A 17979-nucleotide genomic window follows, 5' to 3' on the forward strand; every position below is an offset into this window, starting at 1 on the left:
AATATTGGGACAATATAGTGTTTTGAGACACAGTGCTAGTGGAACCAGGTGCGCATCACAGATCCCTTCCGTCGATCGGGTGTGCCCGAAAAGAGTAGGGAACAAGCCCATGGAACTGCGGGACGCTATCCGCCTGAACCCAATGACGAGGTTCCAATGGAACGTCGTCGTCATCTGCATTCTGCTGACGGTGGTCGACGGGTACGAGATTCTCGTGACCGCCTTCACGCTGCCCGCGCTGCGCGCCGAGTGGGACCTCTCGCTCGGGCAGGCCGGGTTGGTCGCGTCGATCGGCACCCTCGGCATGGGCGTCGGCGCCGCCGCGCTCGGGCCCTTGGGTGACCGATTCGGCCGACGCAAACACATCCTCTGGTCGTTGGTGCTCATCGTCGTCGGCATGGTGCTGTCCGGACTCGCCCCCACGTTCACGCTGTTCCTGATCTTCCGCTTCTTTGCCGGCCTCTTCCTCGGCGGCATCGTGCCGAGCATCAACGTGCTGGTCTCCGAATACGCCTCCGACTCCAAGCGCGGCACGGTCATGGGCATCTACGGCATCGGCTTCCCGCTCGGCGCGGCCATCGGCGGCTTCCTGTCGATCTGGTTGATCAGCCACTGGGGCTGGCACGGCCCGTTCCTGTTCTCCGCCGCGGTGACCGCCCTGCTCGCCGCCTACGCCTACTTCGCCCTGCCGGAATCGGTGAACTTCCTGGTCGAGAAGCGCCCGTCCGGGGCACGGGAGGCCTACAACCGCATCGGCCGCCGCCTCGGCATCGCCGGTGACCACGACCTGCCCGAGCCGACGTCGTCGATCATCAAGCCCTCGCTCGGCAAGGACATGTGGCAGGGCATCATGCTGCGCCGCACCGCCCTGCTGTGGATCTCGTACGCGCTGCTGATCGCCGCGTTCTACTTCGCGAACAGCTTCACCGCCACCCTGGTCGCCCAGTCGACCGGCGACGACACCATCGGCATCACCGCTCAGGCGCTGGTCGCCACCGGTGGCGTCATCGGCGCACTGCTCTTCGCGGCGCTGTCGCTGCGGATCAACCCGCGGGTGGTCGCCGCTCTGGTGATGTTCTTCGGCACCCTGTCGTTCTTCCTGTTCAGCACCTTCTTCACCAATACCGCCCTGGTGCTCTTCCTCGCGGTGCTCGTCGGCCTCGCCGCCAACGGTGGTGTCGCGGCGTTCTACGCGATCAGCCCGCCGATCTACCCGACGGCGATCCGCGCCTCGGCGGTCGGCCTGATGATGGGCTTCGGGCGCATCGTGGCCTTCCTCGCGCCGAATATCGCCGCCTTCCTGCTCGCCCGCGGTCTGACCGCCCCGGATGTCTACCTCGTCTACGCGGCCGTGCTCGCGGTTTCCGGCGTCGCCGTGCTGCTGCTGCACCGCACCTACCGCGGCGACAACGCCCTCGACGCGATGCAGTTGGAAAGCGCGCTGGGCCGCACGCTCGACGACCACAAGGAACCCGCCGCCTGATCGGCACACTCAACATCGACGGAAGCCGGTGACCGCCCCGAAGCGGTCACCGGCTTCTGTGGTTGTTCCGGCCCCGAAAGTAGATTCAAAAGTGGAGTCCCACCCGCGCTCGGCGCGGGTGGGACTCCACTTTCGAACGGTGGATCAGTGGGCGACGGAGTTGATCCGGGTGACGGGGGCCGTGGAGGTGCGCGCGGAGGCCCTGCGGGGCTTGACCGCGCGTACCGGGGCGGGCGGTGCCTCGGTGGGACCATCGGCGATCGGCTCGGTGACCGACGCGGCAGGCTCGGCGGCATCGGTGGGTCCTGCGCCCTCGTCCGGGTCGACGATCTCGGCGGGGGCGGCGATCTTGGCAGGCACCTCACCCTCGGCCGGGGCGGCGATCTCGGCGCGCACCTCACCCTCGGAGGGTCCGACGGCCGGGGGTGCCGGATTGTGCGCGGCGGCGGGGCTGTGTGCCGCCTCACGGGCGTCGACGGCGGCCTCGAGTTCCTCGAGCGCCTCGTTCATGTAGTCGACCAGCGGCCACAGGTCGCCGACCAACTCGGGGGCGCCGATGAAGCCGAAGCAGATCGTGTCGACATAGCTCTGCAGCGTGATGTTCAGGCCGCCACCGATCGACAGGAACGACGCGGGCCAATAGCCGAGCACCTTGACCCCGGCCATCGTCGCCGGCTTCGAGGGCCCCCGCACATTGCTGACCACGACATTCCAGGGTGCGCGGGAGTACTTCTCCGGCAACCGGATCCACAGCTTGGTCATCCACGCGAAGGTGTCGCGGGGAATGAAGTTGCTCGCCTCGCGGATCAGATGGGTCGGCAACCCGTCGAAAGAGTTCTTCGCCCGCACCAGATCCTCGGTGACCACCCGGACCCGCTCGATCGGATCGGCGATGTGGGTGGGGAAGTCGCTGAACATCATGTGCACGTGGTTGGACCAGGGCGCTTCGATGTTCTCGTGCCGCAGCGATACCGGCACGCAGACGCACAGCGGCCGATCCGGGACCTCGCCGAGCTCGAGCAGGTACCGGCGCACCGCGCCGGCACAGACCGCGACGACGACGTTGTTCAACGTCGCGTCCATCCGCTTGCCGACGCCCTTGACCCGCGCCAGCGGCAACTCCGAGAACACGAAGTGCCGCGCGCTCGAGGCCCGCGAGTTGAACGGGGTGCGCGGCGGGAACCAGGTCTCCAGGTAGGGCTGGATATCGGTCGCGCCCCGACGTCGGCGGAAGTGATTGACCACCCGGGTGCCGCCGCGACCGGCGACGCCGGGCAGCAGCTTGGTGACCAGACCCGGGATCGTGGTGAGCCCGTCCTCCGGGTACCGGGAGACCACCCACTTGCCGAACCGATAGGTCAGTCGGGTCATCGTCAGCGGCCGCTTGAGGGTGCCGGTGACCGCGCGGGCAGCCATCTCGAGGTCACCGAGGAAGGGCTCCGGCAGCGGCGCGCCCGTCTTCTCGGCGACCAACTCCTCGCGCGGCTCGTCGGAGAACAGGTCCCAGATCCTCGGCATGGTCGAGCCGTCGACCATGCCGTGATGGATGCGCAGCAGCATCGCGATGCTGCCGTCGGCGAGGCCCTTGATGATCCAGAGATCCCACAGCGGCCGATCGGTCCGCAGCGGGAAGCCCATGATGCGCGAGACCTCCTCCGCGAGCGACTTCTCGTCACCGGGCGGAGGTAGGTGGACGGTGCGGATGTGGTCGGAGATGTCGATGCGGCCGGGATCGGCCAGGTAGCCGAAGTCCAGGGCCAACGGCACCTCGCGGACCACCTTGTTCATCGGCGGGATGAACGGCAGCCGCTCGGCCAACCGCTTGCGCATGAAGTCCTCGTCCGGCCCGCTGTGCCCGTCGGCGAGCGGTTCGAAGCGGACGAGCCCCCCGAGGACGGCGTTGGTGGTCTGGGAGTCCAGGGCGAAGAACATCTGGTCCAGACCGGTGAGCTGCTGCATGGCGCTCCTTCGACAGCCAGTCGACGACGACGGGCTCTTCGGTGACAGGTCCGCGTCATCGTGCCGAAGAACACACCACGATCTCGTGTCCGATTTCGCTGTGCGGAAAAGCACCGAGGCCACCCCCTCGCGGGGATGGCCTCGGTGAAAGCGGAGTATGCCGCGTCAGGACTTCGACAGGATGTACTGCGCCACCCACTGCGTGGCGGTATCCCCGGACCCGTCGACGACGTAGCTGGCGTAGTCGTGGTGAACGCCCGACTCGTAGAACTGCTCGAGCTGGTCGCGGCGCGCGGCGACCTCCGGGTCGGTGGTCTCCTGCTGGAGGAAGCCCACCCCACCGGCCGCGGCGATCTCGTTCCAGATCTCGACCGCTTCGCGCTGGTAGACCGCGACCAGTTCGGGCGTGGGCGACGGGTCGGAGCGGATCGCCAGGAAGCCGGCCATCCGACTGACGTAGTCGTCCTCGGGGGTCGAGCAGTACAGGTCACCGGTCACGCAGAAGGTCCGCACGACCGGGCTGACCCAGCCGAAGCCGCCGGGGCGCGCACCGCCGACGCCGCTGCCCTGGACCGGCGGACCGACCAGGGTGTCCGACTCGGCGCGACGCGGATCGGACAGCAGCCCGACCGCCACCAGCTTGTCCGGCGCGACGACCCCGGCCCCGGTGCCGATCCCCGCGGCGACATCACCGGCGGCGTCGGCGCCCTGGCTGTATCCGACCAGGGCGAAATTGGTCGACGGGCACTGCAGCGCCATCGTCTGGATCATCAGATTTGCCGCCGCGACCGCCTGGTTCTTCGAGGCGCCGTAGGTCTCGCCCTCCCAGGGGAACGCCGTCGCCGCGTAGCTGACGTAGTCGGCCCGCACCCCGTTGGCGCGCAGGGTGTTGACAACGCCGCTCAGCATGCCGGGCTGGGACGGACCGGACTGGCCGGTCTCCCAGGTGCCGGGGATCGCGAGCGCATAGGTGCCGGGGCATCCGGGCTGAGCGGCCGCCGGAGCGCTTCCGATCACCGCCGCCGAAGCCGACATCATCAGCGCCGCCACAGCGGCCACCAGTCCTCGACTGCGGCCCAACCGCACCCGCATGTAGACAATCCTTCCGACCAAGATTCCGACCGTTCGAGTCCCCGAAGGACCCTGAGGCGACGCGTCGGAGCGTCGCCGGTCACCGATCAGATCGTAGACGGCGACGGCCCGGTCCGCCCATCCACGAGTAGGCGGACAACAGATAACGATTCGGCCAACTCCGCCCCGCGGCGGCGATGACACGATATTGGCGAAACGTGCACCGCCCGAACCGCTTCGACCGAAGAATGCCCGTATTGCCCCGAATGCGACGATGCCGCCCGAAGGGAAATCCTCCGGACGGCATCGTGGTGCACTCGCCGCGATCGCCGCGGTGTGACCTCGGCGGTGTGACCTCAGCGCTGGGCGAGGCGGGTCGGCTCGATCGGCGACGGCAGTTCGGAGGTGCCGGCCAGGTACCGGTCGACCGCCGCGGCGCAGGACCGCCCCTCGGCGATCGCCCACACGATCAGCGACTGACCGCGCCCCATGTCACCGGCCACGAAGACGCCGTCGACATCCGCCGCCCAGTTGTCGTCGCGGGCGACGTTGCCGCGATCGGTCAACCCGACGCCCAGATCCTCGATCAGGCCCTCGCGCTGCGGCCCGACGAAGCCCATCGCCAGCAGCACCAGGTCCGCCCCGAGGGTGAAGTCGGTGCCCTCGACCTTGACGAACCGGCCGGCCTCGAACTTCACCTCGTGCAGCTGCAGCGCGGTGACCTTGCCGTCCTCGCCGACAAAACGCTCGGTGTTGACCGCGAACAGCCGCTCGCCGCCCTCCTCGTGCGCCGAGGACACCCGGTACATCAGCGGGTAGGTCGGCCACGGGGTCGAGTCGGCCCGCTCGGCCGGCGGGCGCGGCATGATCTCGAGCTGGTGGACCGACTCGGCACCCTGCCGCAGCGAGGTGCCCAGGCAGTCGGCACCGGTGTCGCCACCGCCGATGATGATGACCTTCTTGCCACGCGCGTTGATCGGCGGCAGACCGTCGGCGTCGGTGACGTCGTCGCCGAGCTGCACCCGGTTGGCCCAGGGCAGGAACTCCATCGCCTGATGGATACCGTCGAGCTCGCGGCCCTCGATCGGCAGGTCACGGGCGATCGTCGAGCCGCCGGCCAAGACAATCGCGTCGTGCGTCGCCCGCAGATCCTCCGCGGTGATGTCGACACCGACGTTCACCCCGGTGCGGAAGACGGTGCCCTCCGCTTCCATCTGGGCGATCCGTCGATCGATATGCCGCTTCTCCATCTTGAACTCGGGGATGCCGTAGCGCAGCAGCCCGCCGATGCGATCGGCCCGCTCGAAGACGGTCACGGTATGCCCGGCCCGGGTGAGCTGCTGGGCGGCGGCCAGACCCGCCGGACCCGAGCCGACCACCGCGACCCGCTTGCCGGTCAGGAAGACCGGATAGACCGGCTGCACCCAACCCTCGTCGAAGGCGCGGTCGATCAGTTCGACCTCGACCTGCTTGATGGTGACCGGATCCTGGTTGATACCCAGCACGCACGACGCCTCGCAGGGCGCCGGGCAGAGCCGGCCGGTGAACTCCGGGAAATTGTTGGTCGCGTGCAACCTCTCGATCCCGTCGAGCCACCGGTCCTTGTAGACCAGGTCGTTCCACTCCGGGATCAGATTCCCCAGCGGACAGCCGTTGTGACAGAACGGGATACCGCAGTCCATACAGCGGCTCGCCTGGGTGCGCAGGGTGTCCGAGGCGAAGTCCTCGTAGACCTCTTTCCAGTCGCTCAGCCGCAGATCGACCGGCCGACGTGTCGGGGTCTCCCGTGAGGTGTGGGTCAGAAAGCCCTTCGGATCAGCCACGTGCCGCCTCCATGATCGCCGCGTCGACATCGGTGCCGTCGCGCTCGGCTCGGGCCACGGCCTCGAGCACCCGTCGGTAGTCGCGTGGCATCACCTTCACGAAGCGATCCACCATTCCTTCCCAGTCGGCGAGGATCCGCTGGGCGACCGCCGAGCCGGTCAGTTCGAGATGCTCGGCGATGATCTTCAACAGCCAGGCCCCGTCGCCCGCGGTGGGCGGCTCGAGGTCGACCAATTCGGTGTTGACGTTGCCGGCGAGCGTGCCGTCCTCGTCGAAGACGAATGCCATGCCGCCGGACATGCCGGCGCCGAAGTTGCGGCCGGTCTTGCCCAGCACGACGACCTTGCCGCCGGTCATGTACTCGCAGCCGTGGTCACCGACACCCTCGACCACCGCGACGGCACCCGAGTTGCGGACGGCGAATCGTTCGCCGACCACACCGCGCAGGAAGGCCGCACCCGAGGTGGCACCGAAGAGGATGACGTTGCCGCCGATGATGTTGTCCTCCGCGACAAATCCGGCCGGAGCGTCGGCCGACGGCCGCACCACGATCCGTCCACCCGACAACCCCTTGCCGACGAAGTCGTTCGCGTCGCCGTGCAGGCGCAGGGTGATACCGCGCGGGAGGAAGGCGCCGAGGCTGTTGCCCGCGGATCCCTCCAGCGTGATGTCGACCGTATTGTCCGGGAGCCCTTCGGCCCCGTACACCTTGGTCAGCTCGTGGCCGAGCATCGTGCCGACCGTGCGATTGACGTTGGTGATACGGCTGGTGAAGGCCACCGCCTCGCCCTTGTCGAGGGCGGCGCGGCTCTGGGTGATCAGCTGCTGATCGAGCGCCTTGTCCAGCCCGTGGTCCTGCCGGCCGGTGCAGTACAGGTCCTGGTTCATGAACGCGGACTCGACCTGATGCAGGATCGGCGCCAGATCGAGCTTCGACGCCTTCCAATGTGCCTCGACCGCATGGGTATCCAGCAGCTCGGAGCGGCCGATCACCTCGTTGAGCGTGCGGTAGCCCAGCGACGCGAGCAGCTCGCGGACCTCCTCGGCGATGAACTCGAAGAAGTTGACCACGAACTCCGGCTTGCCGGTGAAGCGTTCGCGCAGCACCGGATTCTGGGTGGCGACACCCACCGGGCAGGTGTCGAGGTGGCAGACGCGCATCATGATGCAGCCCGACACCACCAGCGGGGCGGTGGCGAAGCCGAACTCCTCGCCGCCGAGCAGCGCGGCGATCACCACGTCGCGGCCGGTCTTGAGCTGGCCGTCGACCTGCACGACGATCCGGTCGCGCAATCCGTTGAGCAGCAGCGTCTGCTGCGTCTCCGCCAAGCCGAGCTCCCAGGGGGCACCGGCGTGCTTGAGCGAGGTCAGCGGGCTCGCACCGGTACCGCCGTCGTGGCCGGAGATCAGCACCACGTCGGCATGCGCCTTCGAGACACCCGCGGCGACCGTGCCGACGCCGACCTCCGAGACCAGCTTCACGTGGATGCGGGCGTCGGGGTTGGAGTTCTTCAGGTCGTGGATCAGCTGCGCGAGATCCTCGATCGAGTAGATGTCGTGGTGCGGCGGCGGGGAGATCAGTCCGACGCCCGGCGTCGAATGCCGTACCTCGGCCACCCAGGGGTAGACCTTGTGCGCCGGAAGCTGGCCGCCCTCACCGGGCTTCGCGCCCTGCGCCATCTTGATCTGAATATCGGTGCAGTTCGACAGGTAGTGCGAGGTCACGCCGAAGCGGCCCGAGGCGACCTGCTTGATCGCGCTGCGCCGCCAGTCGCCGGTCTCCGGGTCCGGCTCGAAGCGCCGCGGATCCTCGCCGCCCTCACCGGAATTCGACCGGCCGCCGATGCGGTTCATCGCGATGGCCAGGGTCTCGTGCGCCTCGGAGGAGATCGAGCCGTAGCTCATCGCGCCGGTGGAGAAGCGCTTGACGATGTCGGCGACCGACTCGACCTCGTCGATCGGGATCGGCTCGCGATCCGACGACAGCTCGAGCAGCCCGCGCAGGGTGGCCAGCCGCTTCGACTGGTCATCGACCAACGAGGTGTACTCGCGGAAGACGTCGTACCGGCCGCTGCGGGTGGCGTGCTGCAGCTTGAAGACGGTGTCCGGGTTGAACAGGTGGTATTCACCCTCGCGGCGCCACTGGTACTCGCCGCCGACCTCGAGCTCGCGGTGGGCCCGCTCGAACCGGTTCTCCAGGTACGCCAATCGGTGCCGCTGCGCGACATCGGCGGCGATGTCGTCGAGACCGACACCGCCGAGCGGGGACTCGACGCCGGTGAAGTACTCGTCGACCAGGTCCTGGGACAGGCCGATCACCTGGAACAGCTGCGCGCCGGTATAGGACGCCAGGGTGGAGATGCCCATCTTGGACATCACCTTCAGCACGCCCTTGCCGGCGGCCTTGATGTAGTTGTTGACCGCCTTGTCGTGGTCGATGTCGATCGCGCCGTTGGCGAGCATGTCCTCGATCGACGAGAACGCCATGTACGGGTTGACCGCCGCCGCACCGAAGGCGAGCAGCAACGCCATGTGGTGCACCTCGCGGGCGTCACCGGCCTCGATGATCAGCCCGACCTTGGTGCGGGTCCGCTCGCGCACCATGTGCTGGTGCACTGCCGAGACCAGCAGCAGCGACGGGATCGGCGCGAGATGCTCGTTCGACTCGCGGTCCGAGAGGATCACGATGCTCGCGCCGCCGGCGACCGCGGCGCTGACCTGCCGGCGGATCGTCTCGAGTCCGCGAGCGAGGCCCGCCCCACCGTCGGCGACCCGATAGAGTCCGCGCACCACCACCGACCGCAGGTCGGGGTACTCGCCGTCGTCGTTGATGTGGACGAGCTTGGCCAGGTCGTCGTTGTGCAGGATCGGCTGCGGCGAGTGGATCTGCCGCGGCGGCTGGGCATCCTGGTCGAGCAGGTCGCCCTCGGGGCCGATCGTGCCGCCCAGGGAGGTGACGACCTCCTCGCGGATCGCGTCGAGCGGCGGGTTCGTCACCTGCGCGAAGAGCTGCGAGAAGTAGTCGAAGAGCATCCGCGGCCGCGCGGAGAGCACGGCGATCGGGGTGTCGGTACCCATCGAACCGATCGCCTCGGCGCCGGTGAGCGCCATCGGCGCGACCAGCAGGTTCAGCTCCTCCTGCGTGTAGCCGAAGGCCATCTGCCGGGCGAGCACCCGCTCGTGGCTCATGTGCACGTGCGGGCGATCGGGCAGATCCTCGATCTCGACGAGCGACTGCTCGACCAGCTGCCCGTAGGGGCGGGCGGCGGCCAGTTCGGACTTGATCTCCTCGTCGGAGACGATGCGTCCCTGCGTGGTGTCGACCAGGAACATCCGGCCCGGCTGCAGACGGCGACGTTCGACGATGCGCGACGGCTCGATATCGAGCACGCCGACCTCGGACGCCATGACGACCAGGCCGTCGTCGGTCACCCAGATGCGGCTGGGGCGCAGGCCGTTTCGGTCGAGGACCGCGCCGACGACGTCACCGTCGGTGAAGCAGATCGACGCCGGACCGTCCCAGGGCTCCATCATCATCGAGTGGTAGCGGTAGAAATCGCGTACCTCGGGAGCCATGGTGGCGTGCTTCTCCCACGCCTCGGGGATCATCATCAGCACCGCATGCGGCAGGCTGCGGCCGGCCAGGTGCAGCAGTTCGAGAGCCTCGTCGAAGCGGGCCGTATCGCTCGCGCCGTGGGTGCAGATCGGGTGGATCTTGGCCAGCGCCTCGGTGCCGCCGAAGACGTCGGTCTCCATCAGCGACTCGCGGGCCCGCATCCAGTTCTCGTTGCCGGTCGCGGTGTTGATCTCGCCGTTGTGCGCCACGCGCCGGAACGGGTGAGCCAACGGCCAGGACGGGAAGGTATTGGTCGAGAACCGCGAATGGACGATGCCCAGGGCGGATTCGACCCGGTCGTCCTGCAGGTCGAGGTAGAACGCGCGCAGCTGCGGGGTGGTCAGCATGCCCTTGTAGACGATCGTCGCGCCGGACAGCGACGGGAAGTAGACGCTCTGCCGGCCGGGCTCGTCGCGGCCGGGGCCTTCGGAACCGAGTTCGGTCTCGACGCGCTTGCGCACGACGTAACAGCGTCGTTCGAGGTCCATCCCGGACAGCGAACCGTCCGGGGAGCCGATGAAGATCTGCCGGAAGGTCGGCATCGCGTCGCGGGCCAGGGCGCCGAGCGAGGAGTCGTCGGTGGGCACCTCACGCCAGCCGAAGACCGATAGTCCCTCGTCGAGGACGATCTTCTCCACCGCGGCCGTCGCCTCGACGACATCGGCACGTCCCTGGGGCAGGAAGGCGATGCCGGTGGCGTAGCTACCGGGTGGCGGGAGGTCGATATCGGCCACGTCGCGCAGGAAACGGTCGGGGACCTGGATCAGGATGCCCGCACCGTCACCGGTATTCGGTTCGGCGCCGGCGGCGCCGCGATGATCGAGCGCCAGTAGCGCGGCGATCGCCTTGTCAACGATGTCTCGACCTTTGCGGCCGTGCATGTCGACCACGAAGGCGACACCACACGAATCGTGTTCCTGAGCGGGGCTGTAGAGACCTTGCCGCTGGGGGCGGCGGTCTCCCGGAAAGTGCACCATGGGCTGCCTTCGGGGCTGGTCGACGACGGTGCCCACCCGCAGGCAGACACCTCACCGAGGTTCCGGCGTGCACATTCGACGCTGAACGCGCACCCAAACAGCGCACGCCAACGAAAGGTCGATCCGACCGCTCGAGGGCGCGAGCGTGGGTCAAGGCAGGACATGTCAGTCCTACGACCGATATTCAAGGATACGGCGGTACGGCCGTCCTCTACCAAAGAAGGACGACCTAAGTTGGGTCCACCTCACCGAACGATCGAGTCGCAACCAGCCCTTCGCGATGCCTGACGGGGAATGACAAATGCCGACCGCGGCGAGTCGCCAGCCGCGGTCGGCATTGAAGTCAGCATAACCGACGCCGACCCGAATTGCTCATCGTTACACGAACTGGTTGGCGATCGATGCGTCCCCGCACAAGCCCTTCGGCAATTCTCAGACTCGGGCGACCATCGGTCCGCTACCGGTCACAGAGCAGGGACACCACCCGTTTCGGGGTCGAATTTCACGCTGCGGTGTTGTTCGGCAGCACGCCATAGCCGATGATCCCCGGGTCCGAGAACCGATTGATTGTGTCGATCGTCACATACCCCTTGGGGTCCTTGCCGCGCTTGTTGGCGCCCACGGTGACTACTCGCTCGCCGTCGGAGATCACCACGAAGCTCGAGTGCTCGCCGAAATTACTGCCGGCGTCGTAGAGGATCACGTCGCCCACCTGAGGGACGTACCCCTCCGGTCGCGGGGTGAACCGTCCGGCGCCGGAGTAGTACTCCTCGAGGGTGTAGACGCCGGGGATTCGCCAGTAGCCGGTATTGGGATTGCTCACCGGGGCGCCGGCCTCGCGCATGATCCAGCTGACGAAGTCGGCACACCAGGGCTCGACGACACCCTCGGAGTAGAAGGTGCCGGGACGCTGCGCGTCGTACTCCTGGCGCAGCAGTTCCAGGATGCGGATCTGCAGGGAGCTCAGGCCGGTGGTGTCGACCGAGGGGAATGCCTCGGTCGCCGTCGATGCGGCCACCGGAGCGGCCGCCCCGGCTTGATCGACCTCGACGGTCACCCCGGGCAGTTGCATGCCGGAGATGGAGATCTTCGGGAAGGGGATCGGCACCCCGAGGACGGCGTAGGGGACGACGATGAGCATGACGAAGACACAGAGGAACATGGCGATCGTCCAGCGCATCAGTGGAGACATCGGCTTCTTCTTCTTCGCTTCGGGCGCCTTGGTCTCCCACGTTCCCGACGACATGCACAATCACATCCTCACCACGAGTCACTCCCTGCACAGCGTAGACGGAGAGTTGCCAATGGGGCCAGTGTGGCGTAATGAAGCGTCTGGGGATAGTGGGACAACTGATGGTACACACGCGCACGCCGGATGCCGACCACGGACCGGCACCCGGTGGAAGTTAGACGCCCAGAGACTGAATAACGATGGTGGGCAACGGCACCGACACACCGTTCACGGCGACTGCGACCACAACAATCATGACGATGACCGAGATGATCAGCGCGACGGTCCACCGGGCGGTCGGCGTCATAACGGACGGTTTCGGGGTCGCTCCGATGCCGCCCCTGCACGGGATCGGCCGACCGGACTCATTCCACCCATAGGCTCAACATCCTACTGAGGCGACCCCGGAGTCCGGGGCCGACGTCGGTGATCCGACGCCGGCCCTGCGGGACTCATCGGCGTCGAGCCGTCAGCGCCCCTTCCATACCGGTGCCCGCTTCTGCGCGAACGCGAGCGGCCCCTCCTTGAAGTCCTCGGTCTGCATCAACGCCGCCCACTCCCGGCCGGTGTCCTCCCAGGAGGCCGTCTCGTCGACGCTGCCCTCGCGGGCGCCGTAGGCCACCCGCTTGCTCGCCTGCACCGACAGCGGTGCGTTGACGGCGATCCGGTTCGCCAACTCCAGCGCGGCGTCGAGCAGCTGGTCGTCGGGCACGACCCGGTTGATCAGGCCGTATTCGAGCGCCTGCTCGGCGGTGATCGGGTCGCCGGTCAGGATCATCTCCATCGCCAGTCGGCGCGGGATCTGCTGCGGGAGCCGGAAGACGCCGCCCGCGCCGGCGAACAGACCGCGCTTGACCTCGGGCAGGCCGAAGACGGCCGATTCCGCGGCGACCACCAGGTCGGCGGTCAGCGCGATCTCGGTGCCGCCGCCGAGGGCCGCGCCGTTGACCGCGGCGATCGTCGGGACGTTGACGAAGTGGCGCACGAAGCCGGCGAAGCCCCACTCCGGGTTGTTCGGCGCGTAGATGTTCTCGCCGCGCGAGATCGCCTTGAGGTCGGCGCCCGCGCAGAACGCCTTGTCACCGGAGCCGGTCAGCACGATCGCGCGGATGTCGGGATCGGCCTCCGCGTCCTCGAGCGCCTGCCCCAGTGCGGAGCTGACCGCGCCGTTGATCGCGTTGCGCGCCTCGGGGCGGTTGATCGTGACCACCAGCACGTGGCCGTGCCGCTCGGTCAATGCGGCCGGGGTCGTGGTCGCTTCGGTCATCGGCTCAGATCTCCGTCACGGTGAACGTGCGCAGGACCGGGGGGCCGGCGAGCAGTTCGCCGAGCGGGGCGAGGCCCGCGGCACCCTCGCCGGCGCGCCACTGCCGGTACTTCGCATCGGCCTCGACCGACTCCCAGGTCTCGATGGCCAGGAAGGTCCCGGGGGCAGTGGTGTCCTCCACCACCGTGACGTCCTCACAGCCGGCGAAGGCGCGGGTGTCGGCCAGGATCTTCGACAGCACCGCGGGGGCCTCGTCGACCTTGTCCGGGCGGACCGGCACCTCGAGTTGTGCGATCAATTTCGGCACGTAGTTCTCCTCTCCGGGACGCCCGGCGACGGCGTCGTCACCGGGACCACTCACGAACCTAGCGAACGATCGGCCGGGTGGGCAGGCCATCGGCGGGACCGGCCGTGATCCGGCCGGCCGGTGGTAGCGTCGCATCGACGGACTATCGGAGGGATCGGCGATGTCGCGATCGGATACGCCACTGTCGGACAGCACCTTTCGCCCCTCGGCGGAGCCGTCCGGTACCACCGCTCCCGGCTTCGAGGCGGTCCGGGATGTCCTCGCGCAGCAGGTGGCCGCCGGCGCCGAGGTCGGCGCCTCGGTCGCCGCGAGCCTCGACGGCGAGGTGGTCGTCGATCTGTGGGCGGGTTCGCTCGACGCCGCCGGCACCCGGCCGTGGACCGCCGACACCGTGGTCAACGTCTGGTCGATCAGCAAGGTGGTCAGCGCGATCGCGGTGCTGCATCTGATCGGACGCGGTCTGGTCGACGCCTCCGCACCGTTGAGCCGGTACAGCGATCGGTTCGACCGCCCCGCGCTGCGGGAGATCACCGTCGACCAGGCACTGTCCCATTCCGCCGGAATACCCGGCTGGAACCAGCCCTTCGACATCGACACCTTCTACGACTGGGACGCCTCCGGCGACGCGCTGGCGCAGGTGGAGCCGTGGTGGGAGCCGGGCACCGCGAGCGGCTACCACGTCGCCAGCTACGGGCGGCTGCTCGGCGAGGTGATCGAACGGGCGAGCGGGCTGCGCCCGAAGGACTACCTCGCCGAACATATCGCCGGTCCGCTCGACGCCGACTTCACCTTCGGGCTGGCCGAGGCGGCTACCGATCGGGCCGCCGAACTGCTGCCGCCCTCGCGGGTGCGGATCCCGACCGCGCCGGACTTCGATCGCACCATGCTGCGGAAGGCCTTCGGGGCGCCGGCGATGACGGTCGATCTCGCGATGACGCCGCAGTGGCGGGCCGCCGACCTCGGTGCGGTGAACGGTCACGGCAATGCCCGATCGATCCTGCGGATCGCGCAGTCCTTGCAGGCCGGTTCGCCTCTGCTCGCCGACGCGGTGGCCGAGGACGCCTTCCGGCGCCGGGTGAGCGGGGTCGACAATGTGCTCGGCACGCCGCTGACCTGGGGCGCCGGGATCGCCCTGGCCGACGCGAGCGGGCCGTTCGGCTTTCTGCCCGCCGGCCGGATCGGCGTCTGGGGCGGCTGGGGCGGTTCGCTGGTGGTGATCGACCGCAGCCGGCGGCTGACGATCGCGTACGCGATGAACCGGATGCAGGACGATCTGATCGGCTCGCCCTCGGCCCGCGCCTACGTCGAGGAGATCTACCGGGCGGTGGACCCGGCCGCGTTGGCCGCTGTGCAATCGTCTTCCTGAGCGGGCCGGCGAGGAGATAATGCCCTCGGCATCCCGCTGAGGAAGATGAACGGACGGGTGGTCAGGACGCCGGCACGATTCCCGCCGCTTCGGCCGGCTGCCGGTACGTCCGAGCCAGCGAGGCGATCGTCTCGTGGGCGTTGAGTCCGCTGGGGTTGGGCACGATCCACAGTTGCGCGCGGTAGTCGTCGGTACCGATGCCGCGTTCCTGTCGGCCGGGCCTGGCGGTGCGATCGCCGAAGGCGGTGCGGTAGGCGGTGATGCCGGCGACGGCCACCACCCGCGGTCGGTAGGTCTCGACGGTCCGCAGGAGCCGTTCGCCGCCGGCGCGCAGTTCGTCGCGGCTCAGCTCATCGGCGCGGGCAGTGGCCCGTCGGACCAGGTTGGTCATCCCGATGCCGCGATCGAGCAGGTACTGCCGGTCGGCGTCGGACATCCCGTCGACGCGGTCGATCTCGCGGTCGATCACCCCGCCGGCCAGCAGCGCCGGGTAGAAGCGGTTGCCGGGATGTGCGAAGGGCGTCCGGGTCGCCGCGGTCCACAGGCCGGGGTTGATGCCGACGATCAGCAGCTTCACCGGCGGGCCCTCGCCGGGCGGTGGGAGCAGGTCGGGTATCACCGCATCGCGGAAGCTCTCCAACTGTTCCCGAGTGAATCCCACCGGGCCGACTGTAGTGGTCGCAGCGGGTCACGCGGTCGCGCGGCGCAGCGTCGCGGCCGCGAGGACCACCGCGCCGACCACGAACCCGGCCAGGATCAGCAGCCGCAGCAGGATGTACCCGGCGCTCTGACTGTTGTCGGCGACGGCCTGCATCGCGTCGATGGCGTACGCGAGCGGCACGACATCGGACAGCTGCCGCAGTCCGGTGGGCAGACTGTCGCGGGCCAGGAATACCCCACCGAGCAGGATCTGCGGGAACACCAGGACCGGCATGAACTGCACGACCTGGAATTCGGTGCGCGCGAAGGCGCTTGCCAGCAGACCGAGCACCGTGCCGAGCAACGCGTCGACGATGGTGACCGCGAACAGGAAGACCAGGGAGCCGGCGATGTCGAGGCCGACCGCCACCGCGACACCGACGGCGATCGCCGACTGCACCACGGCGAGCGCGCCGAAGGCCAGGGTGTAGCCGAGGATCAGGTCCGCCCGCCCGATCGGCAGGGCCATCAGTCGTTCGAGGGTTCCGGAACGGCGTTCCCTGAGGGTGGAGATGCTGGCGACCAGGAACATGATGATGAAGGGGAACATCGCGATCATCGCCGGACCGATCCGTTGAAAGACCGGGGTGTCGGAGAAGATCCAGGCGACCAGGGCGATCAGGACGCCGGGCACCACCAGGAGCATCGCCATCGTGCGGTGGTCGTGGCGGAGCTGGCGCAGGATGCGCCCGGCGGTGGCCAGAGTGCGAGAGACGCTCACGACTGCACCTCCTGCGGATTGTCCGCGACGATCGCCAGGAAGGCCGCCTCCGCGGAATCGGTCCCGGTGCGCTCGCGCAGGCCGGCCGGGGAGTCGTCGGCGATGATGGCGCCGTCGCGCATCAGCAGGAGCCGATCGCAATGCTCCGCCTCGTCGAAGACGTGGCTCGAGACCAGCAGAGTCGTTCCACCGCCGGCCAATTCGGCGAAGGTGCGCCACAGGTCCCGGCGGACGATCGGGTCGAGCCCGACGGTCGGCTCGTCGAGCACCAGCAGCGGCGGGTCACCGAGCAGCGCGACCGCCAGGGAGACGCGACTGCGCTGACCACCGGAGAGGTTCTCCACCAGTCGATCCGCGTAGTCGGCCATGCCCACCGTGCGCATCGCCCGGTCGGTGCGGTCACGGTCGGCGCCGACGATCACCCGGAAGTAGTCGAGGTTCTGCCGAACGGTCAGATCGTCGTAGACGCTGGGAGCCTGTGTCACGTAGCCGATCTCCGAGCGCAGCGCGGCGGAGCCCGCGGCACGGCCGAGCACGGTGACCGTGCCGGAGGTGATCCGCTGTACTCCGACGATCGTGCGCATCAGCGTGGTCTTGCCGCAGCCGCTCGGGCCGACGAGCCCGACGATGCCGCCCTCCGGTATCGCGAGGTCGATGCCCCGCAATACGTCCACTCGCCCACGCCGAACCACGAGGTCCCGCGTGTCGATCGCCAGCTTATTCCCCATGTGAGGAATTATTCGCCCGGTGGACCGAACCTGTCAACGGTCACCGAGCGGGCCGCTCATCTGTCACCGAGCGGGCCGCTCATATGTCACCGAGCGGGCCGGTCAGATAGCCCTGCAGGACGGGTCCCACCAGGGTGACGATCCGTTCCGGCGGCAGCGAGGCGATCGGCTCGAGCCGCACCAGATAGCGCGCGGCGATCAGGCCGACCATCTGCGAGGCGACCAGACCCGCCCGCTCCGCGGCGGACGAGTCCCCGATCGCATCGAGTCGGTCCTCGATCCGTCCGATCAACTCTCCGACGATGAACTCCGGCAACGACCGGGCGGCGCCGTCCTGACCGATCGCCGACCGGAACAACGGAATCGCGCGCTCCCGAATCTCGGGGGTATCCCAGGCCTCGAGCAACCTGCCCACCAATCGCTCCCCGAGGCCCTCGATCGGGCCGTCGATCACCGAGCCGAGGATCACATCCGGACGGACGGGCAGGCTCACGGCCGCGGCGAAGAGCTCCGCCTTGTCGGTGAAGTAGTGCCGCACCAGGGCCGGATCGACTTCGGCCCGTCGTGCGATCGCCCGGATGGAGGCGCCGGCGTATCCGGCCTCCAGGAATTCGGCGCGCGCCGCATCCTCGATCCGCGATCGCCGATCCTCCCGGCCCTTGCGCGGTCGACCCGGCCGCCGCGGCGTCGTGACATCCGTGTGCTCAACCATCCGGGCCAGGGTACGTCC

14 protein-coding genes are annotated in these 17979 nt (G+C 68.5%); 2 read left to right on the top strand and 12 right to left on the bottom strand.

Translation table 11 applies throughout. The features are described 5' to 3' along the window. The first annotated feature begins 142 nt into the window (after nucleotides 1–142). On the top strand, nucleotides 143–1483 hold the full coding sequence (locus MB1_RS00455; RefSeq protein ID WP_169801572.1) for an MFS transporter: 1341 nt from the start codon (nucleotides 143–145) through the stop codon (nucleotides 1481–1483). Between the two features lie 144 nt (nucleotides 1484–1627). Here the strand turns inward: MB1_RS00455 and MB1_RS00460 are convergent, their stop codons facing one another. The 8 genes from MB1_RS00460 to MB1_RS00490 form a co-directional block, all read right to left on the bottom strand. Further along, nucleotides 1628–3442, bottom strand: a complete 1815-nt coding sequence (locus MB1_RS00460) for a wax ester/triacylglycerol synthase family O-acyltransferase (protein WP_066902631.1) — start codon at nucleotides 3440–3442, stop codon at nucleotides 1628–1630. A 165-nt stretch (nucleotides 3443–3607) separates the two neighbouring features. Next, a complete protein-coding gene (locus tag MB1_RS00465) occupies nucleotides 3608–4534 on the bottom strand; it encodes a cutinase family protein (protein WP_066902633.1) in 927 nt (308 codons plus the stop codon). Nucleotides 4535–4869: 335 nt separating this feature from the next. Next, nucleotides 4870–6336, bottom strand: coding sequence for a glutamate synthase subunit beta (locus MB1_RS00470; RefSeq protein ID WP_066902635.1), 1467 nt, complete (start codon nucleotides 6334–6336; stop codon nucleotides 4870–4872). Next, the gene (gene gltB, locus MB1_RS00475) at nucleotides 6329–10930 is read right to left on the bottom strand and encodes a glutamate synthase large subunit (RefSeq protein ID WP_066902637.1); all 4602 of its coding nucleotides are present in this window, start codon (nucleotides 10928–10930) and stop codon (nucleotides 6329–6331) included. Before gltB ends, MB1_RS00470 begins: the two co-directional genes overlap by 8 nt. A gap of 502 nt (nucleotides 10931–11432) precedes the next feature. Then, entirely contained in the window at nucleotides 11433–12176 is a 744-nt protein-coding gene (locus MB1_RS00480) for a CHAP domain-containing protein (protein ID WP_245649958.1), read from the bottom strand. 160 nt (nucleotides 12177–12336) lie between these two features. Further along, nucleotides 12337–12468, bottom strand: a complete 132-nt coding sequence (locus MB1_RS26740) for a hypothetical protein (protein WP_281189679.1) — start codon at nucleotides 12466–12468, stop codon at nucleotides 12337–12339. 162 nt (nucleotides 12469–12630) lie between these two features. Continuing rightward, the gene (locus MB1_RS00485; protein ID WP_066902641.1) at nucleotides 12631–13428 is read right to left on the bottom strand and encodes a crotonase/enoyl-CoA hydratase family protein; all 798 of its coding nucleotides are present in this window, start codon (nucleotides 13426–13428) and stop codon (nucleotides 12631–12633) included. A 4-nt stretch (nucleotides 13429–13432) separates the two neighbouring features. Beyond that, a complete protein-coding gene (locus tag MB1_RS00490) occupies nucleotides 13433–13789 on the bottom strand; it encodes a putative quinol monooxygenase (protein WP_245649959.1) in 357 nt (118 codons plus the stop codon). 106 nt (nucleotides 13790–13895) lie between these two features. Here MB1_RS00490 and MB1_RS00495 point away from each other — a divergent pair, with 106 nt between their 5' ends. After that, nucleotides 13896–15101: a serine hydrolase domain-containing protein gene (locus MB1_RS00495; RefSeq protein WP_066902643.1), complete on the top strand. Its 1206-nt coding sequence runs from the start codon at nucleotides 13896–13898 to the stop codon at nucleotides 15099–15101. A 61-nt stretch (nucleotides 15102–15162) separates the two neighbouring features. Here MB1_RS00495 and MB1_RS00500 read toward each other — a convergent pair whose 3' ends face one another. The 4 genes from MB1_RS00500 to MB1_RS00515 form a co-directional block, all read right to left on the bottom strand. Next, entirely contained in the window at nucleotides 15163–15762 is a 600-nt protein-coding gene (locus MB1_RS00500; RefSeq protein ID WP_066902645.1) for a mismatch-specific DNA-glycosylase, read from the bottom strand. Nucleotides 15763–15789: 27 nt separating this feature from the next. Then, the gene (locus MB1_RS00505; protein WP_066902647.1) at nucleotides 15790–16521 is read right to left on the bottom strand and encodes an ABC transporter permease; all 732 of its coding nucleotides are present in this window, start codon (nucleotides 16519–16521) and stop codon (nucleotides 15790–15792) included. Next, nucleotides 16518–17249, bottom strand: coding sequence for an ABC transporter ATP-binding protein (locus MB1_RS00510; protein ID WP_066902649.1), 732 nt, complete (start codon nucleotides 17247–17249; stop codon nucleotides 16518–16520). The genes MB1_RS00505 and MB1_RS00510 overlap by 4 nt, the downstream gene beginning before the upstream one ends. Nucleotides 17250–17328: 79 nt before the next feature. Further along, the gene (locus MB1_RS00515; RefSeq protein ID WP_066902650.1) at nucleotides 17329–17961 is read right to left on the bottom strand and encodes a TetR/AcrR family transcriptional regulator; all 633 of its coding nucleotides are present in this window, start codon (nucleotides 17959–17961) and stop codon (nucleotides 17329–17331) included. Nucleotides 17962–17979 lie beyond the last annotated feature (18 nt).

Origin of the sequence: Millisia brevis NBRC 105863, from assembly GCF_001552615.1 — a bacterium.
Lineage (GTDB): Bacteria > Actinomycetota > Actinomycetes > Mycobacteriales > Mycobacteriaceae > Millisia > Millisia brevis.